The 16237-nt window shown below is 42.5% G+C and carries 11 protein-coding genes; 10 read left to right on the top strand and 1 reads right to left on the bottom strand.

Translation table 11 applies throughout. The features are described 5' to 3' along the window. The first annotated feature begins 27 nt into the window (after positions 1-27). The 5 genes from CWM47_RS29750 (at position 28) to CWM47_RS29770 (ending at position 6400) form a co-directional block, all read left to right on the top strand. Positions 28-678: an alpha/beta hydrolase gene (locus tag CWM47_RS29750; RefSeq protein ID WP_100992214.1), complete on the top strand. Its 651-nt coding sequence runs from the start codon at positions 28-30 to the stop codon at positions 676-678. 11 nt (positions 679-689) lie between these two features. Beyond that, entirely contained in the window at positions 690-986 is a 297-nt protein-coding gene (locus CWM47_RS29755) for a muconolactone Delta-isomerase family protein (protein WP_100994118.1), read from the top strand. A 193-nt stretch (positions 987-1179) separates the two neighbouring features. Continuing rightward, entirely contained in the window at positions 1180-1626 is a 447-nt protein-coding gene (locus CWM47_RS29760; RefSeq protein ID WP_100992215.1) for a barstar family protein, read from the top strand. Between the two features lie 102 nt (positions 1627-1728). Then, complete coding sequence (mfd, locus tag CWM47_RS29765) at positions 1729-5082, top strand: transcription-repair coupling factor (RefSeq protein WP_100994119.1); 3354 nt, start codon at positions 1729-1731, stop codon at positions 5080-5082. 40 nt (positions 5083-5122) lie between these two features. Continuing rightward, positions 5123-6400 (top strand): SUMF1/EgtB/PvdO family nonheme iron enzyme, encoded by a 1278-nt coding sequence (locus tag CWM47_RS29770; protein ID WP_100992216.1) that lies wholly within the window; start codon positions 5123-5125, stop codon positions 6398-6400. A 61-nt stretch (positions 6401-6461) separates the two neighbouring features. On the opposite strand, the gene CWM47_RS29775 is transcribed toward CWM47_RS29770, so the two are convergent. Beyond that, the gene (locus CWM47_RS29775; RefSeq protein WP_100992217.1) at positions 6462-7172 is read right to left on the bottom strand and encodes a ComF family protein; all 711 of its coding nucleotides are present in this window, start codon (positions 7170-7172) and stop codon (positions 6462-6464) included. A gap of 56 nt (positions 7173-7228) precedes the next feature. Here CWM47_RS29775 and CWM47_RS29780 point away from each other — a divergent pair, with 56 nt between their 5' ends. The 5 genes from CWM47_RS29780 to CWM47_RS29800 all read left to right on the top strand — a co-directional run bounded on the left by CWM47_RS29780 (position 7229) and on the right by CWM47_RS29800 (position 16191). Next, positions 7229-7582 carry a hypothetical protein gene (locus CWM47_RS29780; RefSeq protein WP_100992218.1) on the top strand — a complete coding sequence of 118 codons (354 nt, stop codon included), beginning with the start codon at positions 7229-7231 and terminating at the stop codon, positions 7580-7582. 19 nt (positions 7583-7601) lie between these two features. After that, positions 7602-10904: a DUF4175 family protein gene (locus CWM47_RS29785; protein WP_100992219.1), complete on the top strand. Its 3303-nt coding sequence runs from the start codon at positions 7602-7604 to the stop codon at positions 10902-10904. Positions 10905-11060: 156 nt separating this feature from the next. After that, positions 11061-12923, top strand: coding sequence for a tRNA uridine-5-carboxymethylaminomethyl(34) synthesis enzyme MnmG (gene mnmG, locus CWM47_RS29790; protein ID WP_100992220.1), 1863 nt, complete (start codon positions 11061-11063; stop codon positions 12921-12923). 309 nt (positions 12924-13232) lie between these two features. Continuing rightward, positions 13233-13880 carry a class I SAM-dependent methyltransferase gene (locus CWM47_RS29795; protein WP_317046666.1) on the top strand — a complete coding sequence of 216 codons (648 nt, stop codon included), beginning with the start codon at positions 13233-13235 and terminating at the stop codon, positions 13878-13880. Positions 13881-14367: 487 nt separating this feature from the next. Further along, on the top strand, positions 14368-16191 hold the full coding sequence (locus CWM47_RS29800; RefSeq protein WP_100992221.1) for a tetratricopeptide repeat protein: 1824 nt from the start codon (positions 14368-14370) through the stop codon (positions 16189-16191). Positions 16192-16237 lie beyond the last annotated feature (46 nt).

The following is a 16237-nucleotide window of genomic DNA, read 5'->3' on the forward strand; positions in this document are numbered from 1 at the left end:
TCTCCGTGCCCCTGTGTTCATCGACTTATGATACACAATCCAAACAATTATCGCACCGCTGGCAAGCCGCTTGACGAAGCAAGTAAAGTCATGATATTGGTTCATGGCCGCGGTGGTTCAGCCCGGGACATCCTGTCATTGTCGAATTATATTCAGGATAAAGATTTCGCTTTCATCGCGCCGGAAGCAGAAGGAAACACTTGGTATCCGCAATCGTTTTTGCGACCTATGCATGACAATGAACCCTATCTTTCTTCGGCACTGGAAGTGATGGCAAGCATACGAGCTCGTTTGCAGTCAGACTATAATTTTAAATTGCCACAGATTTACTGGCTAGGATTCTCGCAGGGCGCTTGTTTAATGCTTGAATTTGTGGCGCGCAACGCTATGGAATACGGGGGCGTATTTGGTTTAAGCGGTGGCTTGATCGGCCCCGACGATACGCCCCGAAATTATGAAGGTTCATTTAGCAACACCCCTATTTTTTTAGGCTGTAGCGATATTGATTCACACATTCCAAAAACCCGTGTTCTGGACTCTGGGCGTATATTTGAGCAGATGGGCGCGGATGTAACAACGAAATTGTATCCAAATTTTCCGCACTCGATTAACGAAGATGAGCTAAACGTTGTTAATTTGCTGATAGCCGGAGACCGACAAACCTCGGCTGTTAGCTAATGCTAATGCCTATGAGCCAATATATGGTTGAATTTGATCTTCCGACCGTGATGGATGAAGGGTTCGAGAACCGGATACCAGCCCAGCGGCTCAAGGTGGAGGAGTTAATGGAAAAAGGGTTCTTGTTATCCTATTCGTTATCGATTGATCGTCAAAAATTGTGGTGCATCTTTAAGGCCGATTCGGAACTGGAAGTTATGGAATCTATTTCAGAATTTCCGCTCATCAAATACATGACGCCCATGATAACGGAGCTTATGTTTCACAGCATGGTAGCCGCCCGAATTCCCCTCTTTTCTTTGAACTAGATTGACCCAAAAACCCTCTCAAAAAAGAGGGTTTTTTTGTGCATGCAAATTGTACTTTTGCTAGTGCGTTTTACTAAAATCACTTAAGTCACCAGGGTTTAAGTGGTTACATAGCATTACAACTGCTTGATTATCAGTTTCACGTGGAAACATTTTTTAGATTCCACAAGTACCGCTTTTTTATAAAAAACACATGACACCCAACGTCCTTATCTGTCAATCTGAACGTGAGCTTGAAGCTCGATTTGCGACTGATTTTATAGCCCATATCGACGGAAAACACGCAACAACGCTTCGTCATTTTTACGAGGAAATGGCTGATATAATTGAGATTCCCAATTTCACTTTTAACCTGGAAGCGCTCAACGATTCGCTCAATGACTTACAATGGCTGGAAGACGAACGGCTGATTTTGTATTTCACAAACACAAACGAGCTCATCAGCAAAGAGCGAGATCCAGCCAAATTGGGAAGTATTTTAAACGTCCTTGATGCTACAGCCGAAGACTGGAAATGGGTGGATGAGGAGGAAGATATTGATAAAAAGGAGATCGTAATTGTATTTGAAGACAGTCCGCGAATTCAAAAAATGCTGGATAAAGAAGGCATAGCCTATTCGCAAATGTCGGAGTTGAAATGAATGATTGACGCAACAAATTTCTAAAACTTGCTGTTACCCTAACTTGCCGCCGGAGTATCCTTCGAGCGGCTTTTCGTGCTTGACAAACAACCTGACTTTCGCTTGAAACCTGAAGAATTGATCGGTCTTTATACCGATGATAGTTTTATAAAACTGCTAACAGAACCGTTTAGCCGAAAGCCTTCCAAAGAGCCACAACGGTTGCAAATAAAGGGGTTGGCAGGAAGCCTGGATGCAGTACTTGCCTCGGTAATTTTCAAATCCGTCGGGGGGAATCATCTCTACATTTTAACCGATCGCGATGAGGCCGCTTACTTCTTCAATGACCTGCAAAATTTGTTGAGTCGTGAGGTACTGCTATTTCCGATGTCGTATAAGAAACCATATCAATACGAAGAAGTAGAAAATGCCAACGTTCTGATGCGGGCCGAAGTGCTGAACAAACTTAACCCGGCACCTAAAGATGGCTTGTTGATGGTAGCTTATCCTGAGGCATTATCGGAGAAAGTTATCAACAAACGCTCCTTACAGGCCAACACATTAACAATAAGAGTAGGGGAGAAACTGGATACGCATTTTGTGTCGGAATTGCTTCAAACCTATGAATTCGAAAAGACAGACTTTGTATACGAAGCAGGTCAATTCTCCGTACGCGGGGGTATTATCGATGTATTTTCGTTCGCTAGCGAATTCCCATTTCGGATCGATTTGTTTGGTGATGAGGTAGAGAGTATTCGCAAATTCAATCCGGAATCGCAACTTTCGACAGATCCGGTTGAGTTCATTAACATCATTCCAAATATCCAGACGAAGCTAACGCAGGAAACCCGGGAACCGTTTTTTGATTTTCTACCCGAGGCAACAACCATCTGGGCAAAAGACGTTGAGTTCACTCTGGAGATAATCGAAAAGTGCTTCGAGAAAGCTGAGCAAAACTTTGCGACAATCGTGGCCAGTAGTGGCGGTATTCAGGTGGTATCAGATCCAAACGCGTTGTTTGAAACCCGACGAACATTCCTGAACGAGTTAAAGCGTTTCCGAACAGTCGAGTTTGGGCGAAAATTTTACTTCAAGACAGAGGGTCGCCAGCAGTACAGTTCCAAACCTCAGCCGTCGTTTAACAAAGATTTTAAGCGGTTGATCGATACGCTGGGCGACAACCAAGCAAAAGGCTTTACGAATATTATTGCGGGTGAATCCTACAAGCAGCTGGACCGCCTGCGAACCATTTTCGAGGAGCTTGATCCCTTCATTAAATTCCAACCCATGAACATCGGTTTACGGGAAGGTTTCATGGATGAAGCCCTGAAAATTGCGTGTTTCACCGATCACCAGATCTTCGACAGGTACTATAAATATCGAGTTCAGGACAAATTCTCGAAGTCAAAAGCTTTAACCTTACGGGAGCTAAAAACACTTCAACCGGGCGATTACGTTACGCACGTAGACTATGGCATTGGCCGTTTTGCTGGTCTCGAAAAAGTGGATCATGCCGGAAACGAACAGGAGGCAATTCGACTAATCTACCGCGATAATGACATATTGCTGGTGAGTATCCACAGCCTTCACAAAATCGCAAAATATAGCGGTCGTGAAGGTGGTCCGCCAACCATGAGTAAGCTTGGCTCGCAAGAGTGGGAGCAGAAGAAATCGCGCATCAGAAAGCAGGTAAAAGACATCGCCCGCGAATTAATAGCCTTATATGCCAAACGCCGAACCGCTCCGGGTTTTGCTTATAGTCGCGACAGTTTTTTGCAAGTCGAATTGGAGTCATCTTTCATATACGAAGACACGCCCGATCAGGCAAAAGCGACCAACGATGTGAAAGACGACATGGAACAGCCGCACCCAATGGATCGGCTCGTTTGTGGCGACGTTGGTTTTGGCAAAACAGAGATTGCTATACGTGCGGCTTTCAAAGCTGTAACAGATAACAAGCAGGTTGCTGTGCTGGTGCCCACTACGATTCTAGCCATGCAGCACTTTAAAACGTTCACAGACCGTATATCCGACTTTCCGGTTAAAATCGAGTACATCAATCGGTTTAGAACAGCGGGTCAGATAAAGGAGATTTTGAAAGGCGTGGCTTCTGGTGAAATTGGTATTCTAATTGGTACCCACCGAATCGTCAATAAAGACATCAAGTTTAAGGATTTGGGTCTGCTGGTAATTGACGAAGAGCAAAAGTTTGGTGTTAAAACAAAAGATAGATTAAAGGAAATGCGCGTTGAGGTCGACGTGCTTACACTCACAGCTACACCAATTCCGCGAACCTTACACTTCTCGTTGATGGGTGCCCGCGATTTATCGGTTATTGCCACACCACCACCAAATCGCCAGCCTGTTACTACAGAAGTTCATCCATTTAATGAAGCCACGATTCGGGACGCCATAAGTTATGAAGTTAGGAGGGGCGGACAAGTCTTTTTTGTCCATAACCGCGTTAATGATATTGAGTCGATCGGCAACTTAATTATGCGATTGGTGCCAGAAGCTCGAATTGGGGTAGCCCACGGACAGATGGAAGGCGACCGACTTGAGCGGGTAATGACGCGGTTCATAGAAGGCGATTTTGATGTGCTCATCTCTACCAATATTATCGAATCGGGGCTGGATATTCCCAACGCAAATACAATCCTGATAAACAACGCTCATTATTTTGGTTTATCCGACTTACACCAAATGCGGGGAAGGGTGGGGCGTTCGAACCGAAAAGCTTTTTGCTATTTGCTGACACCACCGCCATCCGTGCTGACGGCAGATGCCCGCAAGAGACTCCAAACCCTTGAGGATTTTTCAGATCTGGGCGAAGGATTTAAAATTGCCATGCGTGATCTTGACATCAGAGGAGCAGGTAATTTGTTGGGGGCTGAGCAGAGCGGATTTGTGAATGATCTTGGGTTCGAAATGTACCACAAAGTACTAGATGAGGCTGTTCAGGAGTTGCGTGAGAGCGAATTTAAAGACTTGTTCGAGACCAAACCTGGAGACTTTAAATTGTCATTACCTGACACCGTTATTGAGACTGATCTGCAAGTAGTTATTCCTGAACGATACGTCTCGAATATTTCTGAAAGACTAGCGTTATATACTCGCCTGGATAGTCTTCAAAACAAAGAAGAGGTTCAGGCATTTCGACAGGAGGTTATCGATCGGTTTGGTCCAATGCCAGAAGAAGTTGAAAATTTAATAAAAATGGTCAACGTTCGCTGGAAAGCTGAGCAATTATACCTTGAAAAACTGACGCTCAAGAATAATATCATGAAAGGATACTTCGTTTCTAACGGGAACGATGAGTTCTTCAAGTCTGACCAATTTGGCAAGGTAATTGAGTACATCAAGCGGAACCCAACGAAGGGTTCCCTGAAAGAATCGAAAGGAAGACCCATTATTACACACTCAGATGTTTATTCTGTCGAGCAATTAGACGAAATAATGGGTGCGTTGACGAATTAATTACGATTTTTGCACCTACGTTTTACACAAAAATAGAGCAATGATTCAAAAGTATCACCTGCAACGAGCGGCTTATGTGCTTCTGGCAATGGCGGCCCTGGCATCTTGCAAGTCCAAGCACCCAACCAGCGTGCAGCCTGGCAAGAAAAGTACAGCGACGGGGATTGCTTATAACCAGAAAGACGGTTTTCAGGTTAAAAAATTCGCAGGCCAAAAAGCTGGTCCTAACTTAGTTTTCATCGAAGGCGGTCGCTTCACAATGGGCGCCCTTGAGGAAGATGTAATGAACAGCCGCGACAACCGCGAGCGGACAGTTTCGATTCAATCATTTTATATGGATGAAACGGAGATGGCAAACGTTCACTACCTTGAATATCTGAACGCTATTTCACGCGATTCATCAGAAGAAGTAGTAAAAGCAGCCCTGCCCGACACAACTGTATGGGCAAACCCATTATCGTTCAACGATTCGTATGTAACGCAATACCTGCGTTATCCTGCATTCCGCTATTACCCAGTAGTGGGTGTATCGTGGGTGCAGGCTAGTGATTATGCTGTTTGGCGTTCAAACGCGGTAAACAATGAATTAGCCAAAGGGGGCGCTCCAAAGGAAAAGAAAAAGGGGGGCGGTTTTTCGTTGAAACGGAAATCTAAAACCGTTGAGGAGCCTGCTTTAGCCGAAGCTACTACAGCATCGACATCGGCGGCTCCGGCAAAACCAAGCCTCGAAAGTGGTCTGGTATTACCTGATTACCGACTTCCAACAGAAGCCGAATGGGAATATGCAGCAAAAGCCCTGATTGGAACTCAATACATGGACGAGAATCAAATCAATCAGCGGATCTACCCATGGGATGGTTCTTCTGTTCGTAACCCTAAGAAGGGCCGGAAACAGGGTCAAATGCTGGCAAACTTTAAACGGGGTCGTGGTGACTACGCTGGTATAGCCGGTCGTTCGAATGATGGAGCTATTATCACCGCAGAAATTTATGCATATCCAGCCAACGATTTTGGTTTGTATAATATGGCTGGTAACGTAAATGAATGGGTATATGACGTTTATCGCCCATTGTCTTACCAAGATGTTAACGACCTGAACCCAATTCGCCGTAATGGTTATCTGGATGAATCTAAAAACTATGATACAAAAAATCGTCAATCATTGATAGATGATAAACTGCGGGTTTACAAAGGTGGTTCGTGGGGTGATGTAGCTTATTGGTTATCTCCTGGTACCCGTCGGTTCTTAGATCAGGATTCTGCAACAGCTATGATCGGTTTCCGTTGTGCTATGATCGGAGTAGGTAGAAACAAATAGATTTTCAGTAGAGACGTTTATAAGCAAAAGCGCTCATTCAGAAATGGATGAGCGCTTTTGCTTATCGATGAGTTGCGGCTAACGTCAGGATGCCAACTGACTTACATCCAGCTTTCAATAATTCAATTGCACATGCTTCAAGTGTGGCTCCTGTTGTCAAGACATCATCCACCAGCACAATTTTTTTGTCTTTAATTTCATCGGCATTATTTACAGAAAATACTGTTTTCACATTCTCCCAGCGTTCTAGTCTATTTTTTCGGGTCTGTGATTCATTAAAACGTTTCCGTATGAGAACATCAGCACGCATTGGAACGTTAAGTGCTTCAGATAAGCCTTCTGCAATCCAATCGGCCTGGTTATAGCCCCGCTGTTGAAAACGGCTCTTGTGCAACGGAACGCCAATTAATACGTCTATTTCATTAACCAGATTACTTTCAGAAATTAACAGATAGCCATACCATTTAGCCATCTCTTTTGCCGCTTCTTTCTGACCCTTGTACTTAATACCATGAATCAGCTTTTGTACAATTCCACCTTTGGTAAAAAAAACATACGACGCTAAAAACTGAACAGGCACTTTTCCGGCAAACTTATTGAGGAGATCAAGATTATAGGGTTCTTGATGTTTGTTGGTTTCCGGTAAATTGATTCGGCATCTCGTACACAACACTAATTCATTTGCACCTAATGACTTATTACAACCCAGGCAAAGAGTTGGAAAGAGAAGGTCAAAAAAATTGGCGAATAATCTATGTACAATCAGAAGCATGAAAGGCATTCGTTAGATAAGATAAAACGTTGTAATTTAGAGAGAAGAAAAAATGTATGAGCGTCGTGAACGAAAATAGTATTAATAAATCGTGGGAAGAGTTACTTGATCAGTTACAGACTCTTGTAGGAAAACGCCCAGTCGATCTCAATGCAGTTCTGTTTTTGATTGGGGTACAAGAATTGGGAAATGGTCCGAAACGTTTTTCCAAGGAAGCGAAACAGGATTTGATGCATATCGCTGTTTGCCGAATTTTAAGCTCACAGGGTTATTACACATTTGAAGGGCTTGACAAAGACGGTTGGCCGCAATGGACATTAACGAAGCCACTCCCATTTGGCGATTTGATGGCCCAGGAAAACTTCTTGAAGCAACATGTTATTCAGTATTTCGAGTCATTATTAGTTTAACTGATGAACCTGAATTCTTATGCAATCATCTAATGCATATTCTACGTTGCTCCAACGCATCGACGAGTATAAAAGACGCTATTTTCAGAACCAGTTAGTAAAGGGTAGCTTATTTTTTGTCGCCTTACTAGGAAGCGGTTACCTGTTCATCAACACCGCAGAATTTATTGGTCGATTTAATTCGGTAGGTAGGGGAGCCTTATTTTTCGGCTTTCTACTGACTGTTATGGTAGGCCTTTACTTATTAATAATTCGGCCTCTACTGAATTTATATGGCCTGAGCAAGCCTTTATCTAATGATGAAGCAGCTCGCCAGATTGGCACCTTTTTTCCTGAAGTAGGGGATAAGTTATTAAACACATTACAACTTCAGCGCATCTCAGCTGATCAAAGCGATTTACTGAGTGCAAGCTTGAATCAACGCTCGCAACAGTTGCTGATAAATCGATTTGCGAATGCTATTCAGATAAGTCGAAATCGGGAATTTCTAAAGTATGCTATTCCGCCGTTAGCCTTAATTTTACTTATCCTGATCTTAAATCCGGGCTTTTTCACAAAGTCATCAACTCGTCTTGTTAACTATAACAAAGAATTTGCAGAGGAAGCCCCGTTTCAATTTATTGTACAGAACAAAGCGCTTAAGGCTTTTAGAAACGAAGATTTCCCGCTTTCGGTGAAATTGGTTGGTGATGCAGTACCCCAAGCAGTGTATGTTGTCGCTAATGGCACCCGTTTTAAACTTGAACAATCCGGTAATCAATTCACCTATAACTTTGACAATCTTCAACGTGATTTAGACTTTCATTTAGAAGCTTCAGGCTATAACTCGCCTGAGTATACAGTTTCATTACTAGACCGTCCCTCAGTCCTTTCGTTTAACGTTAAGCTTGATTATCCAGCTTACTTGAATAAGCCTTCCGAGCAGCTTTCTAATGTAGGTAACTTACTGGTACCACAGGGAACGGTAGTAAATTGGGAGTTTGCAGCAGATCATACAGACTCACTTCTATTCCGTTTTAATACGGATGCAAAGCCTTCACCAGCCAAACTAGTTGATGAAAATACCTTTGTTCTGAATCGGCGTTTGATGCAAAATTCAGCTTATACCGTTTCGCTTAAAAACGGTCAGGTTGCATCGCCATCAACGATTCAGTACAATGTTCAAATCATTCCAGACCGTTATCCTCAAATTTCGGTCGATCGAATTCAGGACACCGTTACATACAATTACATTGCCCTTTCCGGTCTTGTTTCTGATGATTACGGTTTTTCTAAACTACGCTTGAATTACAAAATTAATCGTAACGGAAAAGCGTCACTTATATACGTTAAGGATATTCCAATTAATAAATCGACAACTTCTCAAAACTTCGTTTACAATTGGTCCTTAGACAGTTTAAAGCTTGGACAGGAGGATCGTCTTGAATATTTCGTACAAGTTTGGGACAATGATGGAGTTAATGGAGCTAAGTCTAGCCGTTCGAATCAATTAAATTTTACGGTGCCTTCAAATGCTGAAATTCAAAAACAGGTTGATAAATCTGCTGAAAAAACAGAAGAGCAGATTGACAATGCATTAAGCAAAACTCAGGCAATCAAGAAAGAACTCCAGACAATGGAAGACCGGATGCGAACGAAAAAATCATCCGATTTTCAGGACAAAAAACAGCTCCAGGATATTTTGCAGAAGCGAGAAGAGTTGATGAAAGAAGTTCAAAAACTGCAGGAGCAGATGCAGAAAACGAACGATACTCAACAACGGTTTGCAGAAAAGAATCAGGCCATGCAGGACAAAATGGAACAGCTTCAAAAGCTTTTCAAAGATTTACTTGATCCGGAATCCAAGCAGCTTTATGAGCAATTGAAACAACTTCTTGAACGTAAACAGGATGAAAAAGCATCAGACATGCTTGACCGTTTAAGCCGGAAGGAAAAGAACATGGAACGCGATTTAGATCGCGCTCTTAAGCTTTTCAAACAAATGCAACTTGAACAGAAGGTCAACAACATAGCCGAAAATTTAGAGAAGCAAGCTGAGCAATTAGAGAAGCAGGCAGAAGAAAACGCGAAGAAAGACCAGACATCACAGGACCAGCAAAAGCAACAGGAGAAGTCACAGGAAGACTTTAAAAACACCCAGGAGCAACTAAAAGAGATTGATAAGCAGGCTGAAAAGGACGACTTAAATAAGCCTGAGCCTTCGGAGAAGGAGCAGCAGGAAATTGAGAAGGATATGGAGGAAGCAACTAAAAATATGAAGAGTGACCAGGGTAAACAGGCCTCCTCTAAACAGAAAAAGTCAGCCAAATCTATGAAGGCAATGAGTAAGGCGATGAAAGAATCCATGCAATCCTCTGAGATGGAAGAGATGCAGGAAAATATTGACGACTTACGCAACATCCTCGACAACCTTATCACTCTATCATTTGGGCAGGAGCGTGTGATGAAGGATTTCCGTGGAATGAGCCTTCAAGATCCTCGGGTCACCAAACTCTCTCAGGAGCAATTGAAGCTTCAGGATGATGCTAAAATTATTGAAGATAGTTTAAATGCTTTAGCTAGCCGCGTGGTACAAATTCAATCCTTTGTAACACGAGAGTTAACAAATATGAAGTTCTATATGGACGAAAGTGTGCAACAGTTGCGCGATCGTCGGTTGAGCATGGCTTCCTCCAAGCAACAATTCGCAATGACATCGATCAATAATTTAGCATTAATGTTGAGTGATGTATTGAAGAATATGCAGCAGCAAATGAACGCTATGGCCATGCCAGGAAAGGGTAAAGGTGGCAAAAAAGGTGAAAAACCTGGAGGCATGGGCGATATGCAGAAGCAATTGAATGCCAAAATGCAGCAAATGCAGAAAGGAGGGAAGACCGGTAGAGGACTTTCTGAAGAGCTTTCTCAGATGGCTGCCGAACAAGCAATGATTCGCAGCATGCTAAAGAAGTTGGAAGAAAATGCAAAAGGCACTGAAGCGGGTAAACAGCAAGAGAAACAAGTTAAAGAGCTAATGGATAAGATGGATGAAGCAGAAACTGATTTAGTCAATAAGCGTGTGAACTCAAATACAATTAACCGCCAAAACGAAATCTTAACTCGTTTGCTCGAATCCGAAAAAGCACTTAAACAACAAGAAGAAGATCCCAAGCGTCAAGCTGAAGCTGCTAAGTCAACAAAGCACAGTACTCCGTCCTTTTTTGATTCCACTAATACCCAGCAAAAAACGAAACAAGTCGAAGTGCTTCGCTCAGTTACGCCTAACTATAACCTTTTTTATAAAAAGGAAGCAAATCAATATTTACAGAAAGTAAGCAAGTAATTTCTCAGTTTTTTTTTAAAACCGCTGATCTCGCACTAAGGTCAGCGGTTTTTTGTTGCTTTCGTATCAGTTTCTTTACACGTTTTACCTTTTCAACAACTTTCTACAATTTTGTGAAAAGTTTCCACGTGAAACATTTTTCAAAAATTATCAAAAATGCATTTTTCATACGATGTCATTGTAGTAGGTGCAGGTCATGCTGGATGCGAAGCGGCCAACGCTGCAGCAATCATGGGCTCTAAAGTTTTGCTTGTTACAATGAATATGCAAACCATAGCGCAAATGTCCTGCAACCCAGCTATGGGTGGCGTAGCTAAAGGTCAGATTGTTCGTGAAGTGGATGCACTTGGGGGAATGTCCGGTATCATTAGCGATAAAAGCATGATCCAGTTCAGAATGCTGAATAGGTCAAAAGGCCCTGCCATGTGGAGCCCTAGATGCCAAAGTGATCGAAATGTATTCGCCTGGGAGTGGCGTAAAGCATTAGAGGAAAATAAAAACGTTGATTTTTGGCAGGATTCGGTTACTGAAGTAGTCGTAAAAGATGGTCGCGCTAGTGGCGTAAAAACGAGTTTAGGTGTTGAGTTTTCTGCGAAAGCCGTTGTGTTAACGAACGGGACTTTCCTGAATGGACAAATGTTTATAGGCGAGAAAGTATTTGGTGGCGGTCGTACAGCCGAACGAGCATCCACTGGTATAACAGAGCAATTGGTTCAGTTAGGTTTTGAGTCGGGACGTATGAAAACCGGTACTCCTCCACGTGTAGATGGGAGAAGTTTGAATTACACCTTAATGGAGGAGCAACTGGGGGATGAAAATCCAGGTAAATTTTCCTACACAAATACCCCGTCATTGACCAAGCAACGGAGTTGTTGGATCACCTATACCAACCAGGCAGTGCATGATGAACTGAAGACTGGCTTTGATAAATCACCCATGTTCACGGGTCGTATCAAAGGTCTTGGGCCGCGTTACTGCCCCTCAGTCGAAGACAAAATAAACCGTTTCGCCGACAAGGACCGGCATCAGATTTTCGTAGAACCAGAAGGATGGGATACAGTTGAAGTCTACGTAAATGGATTCTCGACTTCATTGCCCGAAACAGTACAATACAATGCTTTGCGCAAAATTCAGGGTTTTGAGAACGTCAGAATGTTCCGCCCTGGTTATGCAGTTGAGTATGACTTCTTTCCACCGACCCAATTAAAGCCTACGCTTGAGACTCAATTAGTCCATAATTTATTCTTTGCAGGGCAAATAAACGGGACTACGGGATATGAAGAAGCAGCGTGTCAAGGACTGATGGCTGGCATCAATGCGCACCGGAATACCAAAGAAGAAGCCGAATTTACAATCAAAAGGTCGGAAGGATACATTGGAGTTTTGATCGATGACCTGATTACAAAAGGTACCGAAGAACCCTACCGCATGTTTACGTCAAGGGCTGAATATCGAACGCTGCTTCGGCAGGACAATGCTGATTTAAGGCTTACCGAAAAGGGGTATGCGATTGGACTAGCTTCACAGGAACGATATGATTCAATGGTCAAAAAACGTGAAGGTATAGCTCAACTGACCGATGCTATCAGATCAGCTAAAGTTAAACCTGAAGAGATTAATGGCTTCCTGGAGTCGAAAGGCAGTGCTCCATTGAGGGAAAAAAGTAGCCTTTACACATTACTGAAACGCCCTGAGATAGATCAGACTGACGTAAAAGGAATTCTCAGTGCAATGCCAGAAATGCCCGATGGGGTAGGGGAGGAGATCATTGAGCAAACAGTGATTGAAATCAAATATGAAGATTACCTTAATCGGGAGAAATTAAATGCGGACAAACTAGACAGATGGGAAAGTTTGTCAATCAACCCAACATTTGACTACGACCGATTAAAGGCGCTCTCATTTGAGGGTAAAGAAAAACTTAAGCGGCTTCGTCCATCAACTATTGGTCAGGCATCAAGGATTAGCGGAGTAAGTCCCTCAGATGTATCAATCTTATTGGTCTATATGGGCCGTTAGTTTTTAGCTGTGGCTTTATAGGTTTATCTATAAAGCCACAGCTTTTTTGTGTTCACTCATTTTTTGATAAGCGTCTTGGAAACCGTAACTCAATGCCCGGTTTGTGGCAATAGCACATTCAGTAATTATATAGTTTGTCAGGACTATCTGGTTAGCAATCAAAAGTTCACTATCCAGCAATGTCAAAAATGTAGTTTCAGGTTAACAAATCCACGACCAAATGAACAGTCAATTGGTTCTTACTACAAGTCGGAAGAGTACGTTTCACACAACGATAAAAGTGGTGGTCTGATTAACACGGCGTATCGGATGGTTCGAAACTACACGCTAAGATCCAAGCTCAATCTTATCAATAAACTAAACGGTAAGCCCGGTCAAATCTTGGATGTAGGTTGCGGGACAGGTGCCTTTCTAGAAAGTTGCCGGGCAGGTGGATGGCAAGTAGCAGGTATGGAGCCTGACCCCGATGCACGGGCTATTGCCATTGAAAAGCTTCAGGCAGAGATCAAGCCAAATCTGGCGACACTATCCACTTCGCAACCTTTCGATATTATTTCACTTTGGCATGTACTTGAACACATTCCTAATTTAAGTGAATCCATATCCATGCTTCACCAGTTACTGAAAGAACAGGGGACATTACTAATAGCCGTTCCAAATTCAGATTCGTATGACGCCAATTACTTTAAGGAGTATTGGGCCGCTTATGATGTTCCTCGACACTTACACCATTTTACCCCTTCGACCATCGAGCCGCTATTCAACAAACATGGCTTTGTATTAGTTAATAAGCTACCAATGGTATTTGATGCTTTTTATATAGCTATGTTAAGTACGCGCTATCAAACCGGAAAAACAGACTATTTAAAAAGCGTACAGGTAGGACTAGCCTCAAATGCACAGGCAAAGCGCACCGGTAACTCATCAAGCTTAATCTACGTTTTAAAGAAGGCATAATAATTGCCTTGATACCCATATAAGTACCCGTTTTCAGCCCTGTAAGGAAAAGGTCAATTCTAAATTAAAAAAGTTAAATTTTTGTGTGAATAACCATGTGTATAACTCCTTGTGCAACGTGGATAATTTGTTTACAAGAGGGACATACACTGTGGAAGACTATATAAGTAATCCACAATGGTTTTCTACAACGATGTTTGTGTGGAGAAACAGCAACATATACCCTGTCACTCCACAAATTTTCCCCAACCAGAATTGTGTATTAAGTTTATAAACAAATCCACAAGCTATCAACATACCATTTGTGGATAAAATGTTATTTACTTAATAATAAGTACTTTAGGGGTGGATAAGTAAAGTAGAAATGGTGGATATGTTGCTGGTCTTATCCACATTCAGTATATTCATAAGTGGACAACTTATTTATACACATATCCACACAGCTAATGGTTAAAACAACGTTTCTTTTAAAAAGCTCTTTTATAAAATGTTAATAAGGTCAAAAGTCATTATTGCATTATTGTGGCTGATGTCTGCCGGGTTTGCCTGGGGACAGGCCGTGCCTTTATCAGGGGGAGCGAGTTTGGCAGAAGAGTATTATAAAGCCGGCGATTTCGAAAAAGCTGCGAATGAATACGCCAAGCTGTTAAAAGTAGATGTGACGTGGATAAAGTTGTCGCGGTATGTGTATAGCCTACAAAAAAGTAATAAGACCGAAGAAGCCGTAAAGTATTTGCGTAAGCAACAGAAAAGTGATGAAGGTAATCGGCCTTACTACGATTTGTTGAGTGGACAACTGGCAACCCAGCAGGGTGACACGACACAAGCGAAAACAATGTACGCTGCGGCTATACAATCAAGCAAATCATCAATTGCAAAGCTTGAAAAAATTGCGGCAGCCTTTAACGAAGCCGGAGAGAGCCGCTGGGCCATCCGTTCATTGGAAACGGCACGAGAGGTAAGTAAAGAACCAACGGCCTACAGTGAGGATTTAATGGCCTTATATCGGGCAACCGGTCAAACTGAAAAATCAATAGATGAGATCATCACAACAAGTAAGCAAAGTGAGAAGAAAGAAACAGTATTAGCCGCCTTACAGGGGTTTATCAACACCAAAGATGAACCACTTGTGGAAAAAGCACTTTATACCAAAATTCAGCAGGAACCAAACGAGTTGGCCTACAATGAACTGCTTATTTGGTATTTCGTACAAAAGCAAAAATTCAGCCGAGCACTTTTACAGGAGAAAGCAACTGATAAACGACTCAAATTAAATGGCAGTCGGGTGTACGATCTTGGCATGTTAGCCATGAATAATAAAGAGTACAAAACGGCTGCTGAATCATTTGAATACGTATCCACAACTTATCCACAAGGTCAGCTTTATCCATTTGCTCGTCGATTGGTGATCAATGCACGGGAAGAGCAAGTAAAAAATACATACCCTGTGGATAAAGTTGAAATTCGCAAACTAATCGGTGACTACCAGCGAATGCTACAGGAAGTGGGAACGAATGTAAAAACACTCGAAGCACTACGTAGCACCGCTAACCTCTACGGAAACTACTTGGATAGTAAAGATACCGCTCTTACGGTATTAGATCTCGCCATTGACCTGGGCAAGTCTGACAGAAATTTTGTGGATCGGTGTAAGCTTGACAAAGGCGACATCTATCTGCTCAAAGGCGAACCCTGGGAATCGACCTTACTATACTCACAAGTTGAGAAGTCCCAGAAAGAAGAGCTTTTGGGTTACGAAGCCAAGATAAAGAACGCAAAGCTTCATTATTACAGGGGAAATCTAGCTGTATCGAAAGATTTGCTGGACGTACTTAAATTAGCTACTTCCCGAGAAATTGCTAACGATGCAGAACAACTTAGCCTGCTAATAGTGGATAACACAGGCATGGATAGTACTGAAGCTGCTATGAGGGAGTACGCCGACATTGATCTGCTACTGTTTCAGAATAAAACAGATGAGGCCGTGAGTGCCCTAAACAAAATGTTGACAAAATATGCAGATCATAGCCTGGCTGATGAAATTCTGTGGCTTAGGGCAAATACGTATATGAAACAGGGGAAGAATGCAGAGGCTCTTGAAGACTTAAAAAAAATCATCGCATCATATCCGAACGATATCTTGGGCGATGATGCAATGTTTACGCAAGGAAAAATCTATGAAGAGCGGCTAAAAGACAAACAAGCTGCAATGGATGCTTATCAAAAGGTACTTACTCAATATCCCGGAAGCATTTACGGAGCCGAGGCTCGTAAACGCTTCAGAGCCTTAAGAGGTGATACCCTAAACTAATATTAGAGTTAATTGGTACTTATCAACACCAGTAAAAGTTATCCAC

The sequence above is a fragment of the Spirosoma pollinicola genome (assembly GCF_002831565.1).
Classification (GTDB): Bacteria; Bacteroidota; Bacteroidia; order Cytophagales; family Spirosomataceae; genus Spirosoma; species Spirosoma pollinicola.

What these genes read in the sequence shown, in the direction of transcription:
- CWM47_RS29750 (WP_100992214.1), top strand. Translation starts at nt 28, where the DNA reads ATGATACACAATCCAAACAATTATCGCACCGCTGGCAAGCCGCTTGAC.
- CWM47_RS29755 (WP_100994118.1), top strand. Translation starts at nt 690, where the DNA reads ATGAGCCAATATATGGTTGAATTTGATCTTCCGACCGTGATGGATGAA.
- CWM47_RS29760 (WP_100992215.1), top strand. Translation starts at nt 1,180, where the DNA reads ATGACACCCAACGTCCTTATCTGTCAATCTGAACGTGAGCTTGAAGCT.
- CWM47_RS29770 (WP_100992216.1), top strand. Translation starts at nt 5,123, where the DNA reads ATGATTCAAAAGTATCACCTGCAACGAGCGGCTTATGTGCTTCTGGCA.
- CWM47_RS29775 (WP_100992217.1), bottom strand. Translation starts at nt 7,172, where the DNA reads ATGCTTCTGATTGTACATAGATTATTCGCCAATTTTTTTGACCTTCTC.
- CWM47_RS29780 (WP_100992218.1), top strand. Translation starts at nt 7,229, where the DNA reads ATGAGCGTCGTGAACGAAAATAGTATTAATAAATCGTGGGAAGAGTTA.
- CWM47_RS29785 (WP_100992219.1), top strand. Translation starts at nt 7,602, where the DNA reads ATGCAATCATCTAATGCATATTCTACGTTGCTCCAACGCATCGACGAG.
- mnmG (WP_100992220.1), top strand. Translation starts at nt 11,061, where the DNA reads ATGCATTTTTCATACGATGTCATTGTAGTAGGTGCAGGTCATGCTGGA.
- CWM47_RS29795 (WP_317046666.1), top strand. Translation starts at nt 13,233, where the DNA reads ATGGTTCGAAACTACACGCTAAGATCCAAGCTCAATCTTATCAATAAA.
- CWM47_RS29800 (WP_100992221.1), top strand. Translation starts at nt 14,368, where the DNA reads ATGTTAATAAGGTCAAAAGTCATTATTGCATTATTGTGGCTGATGTCT.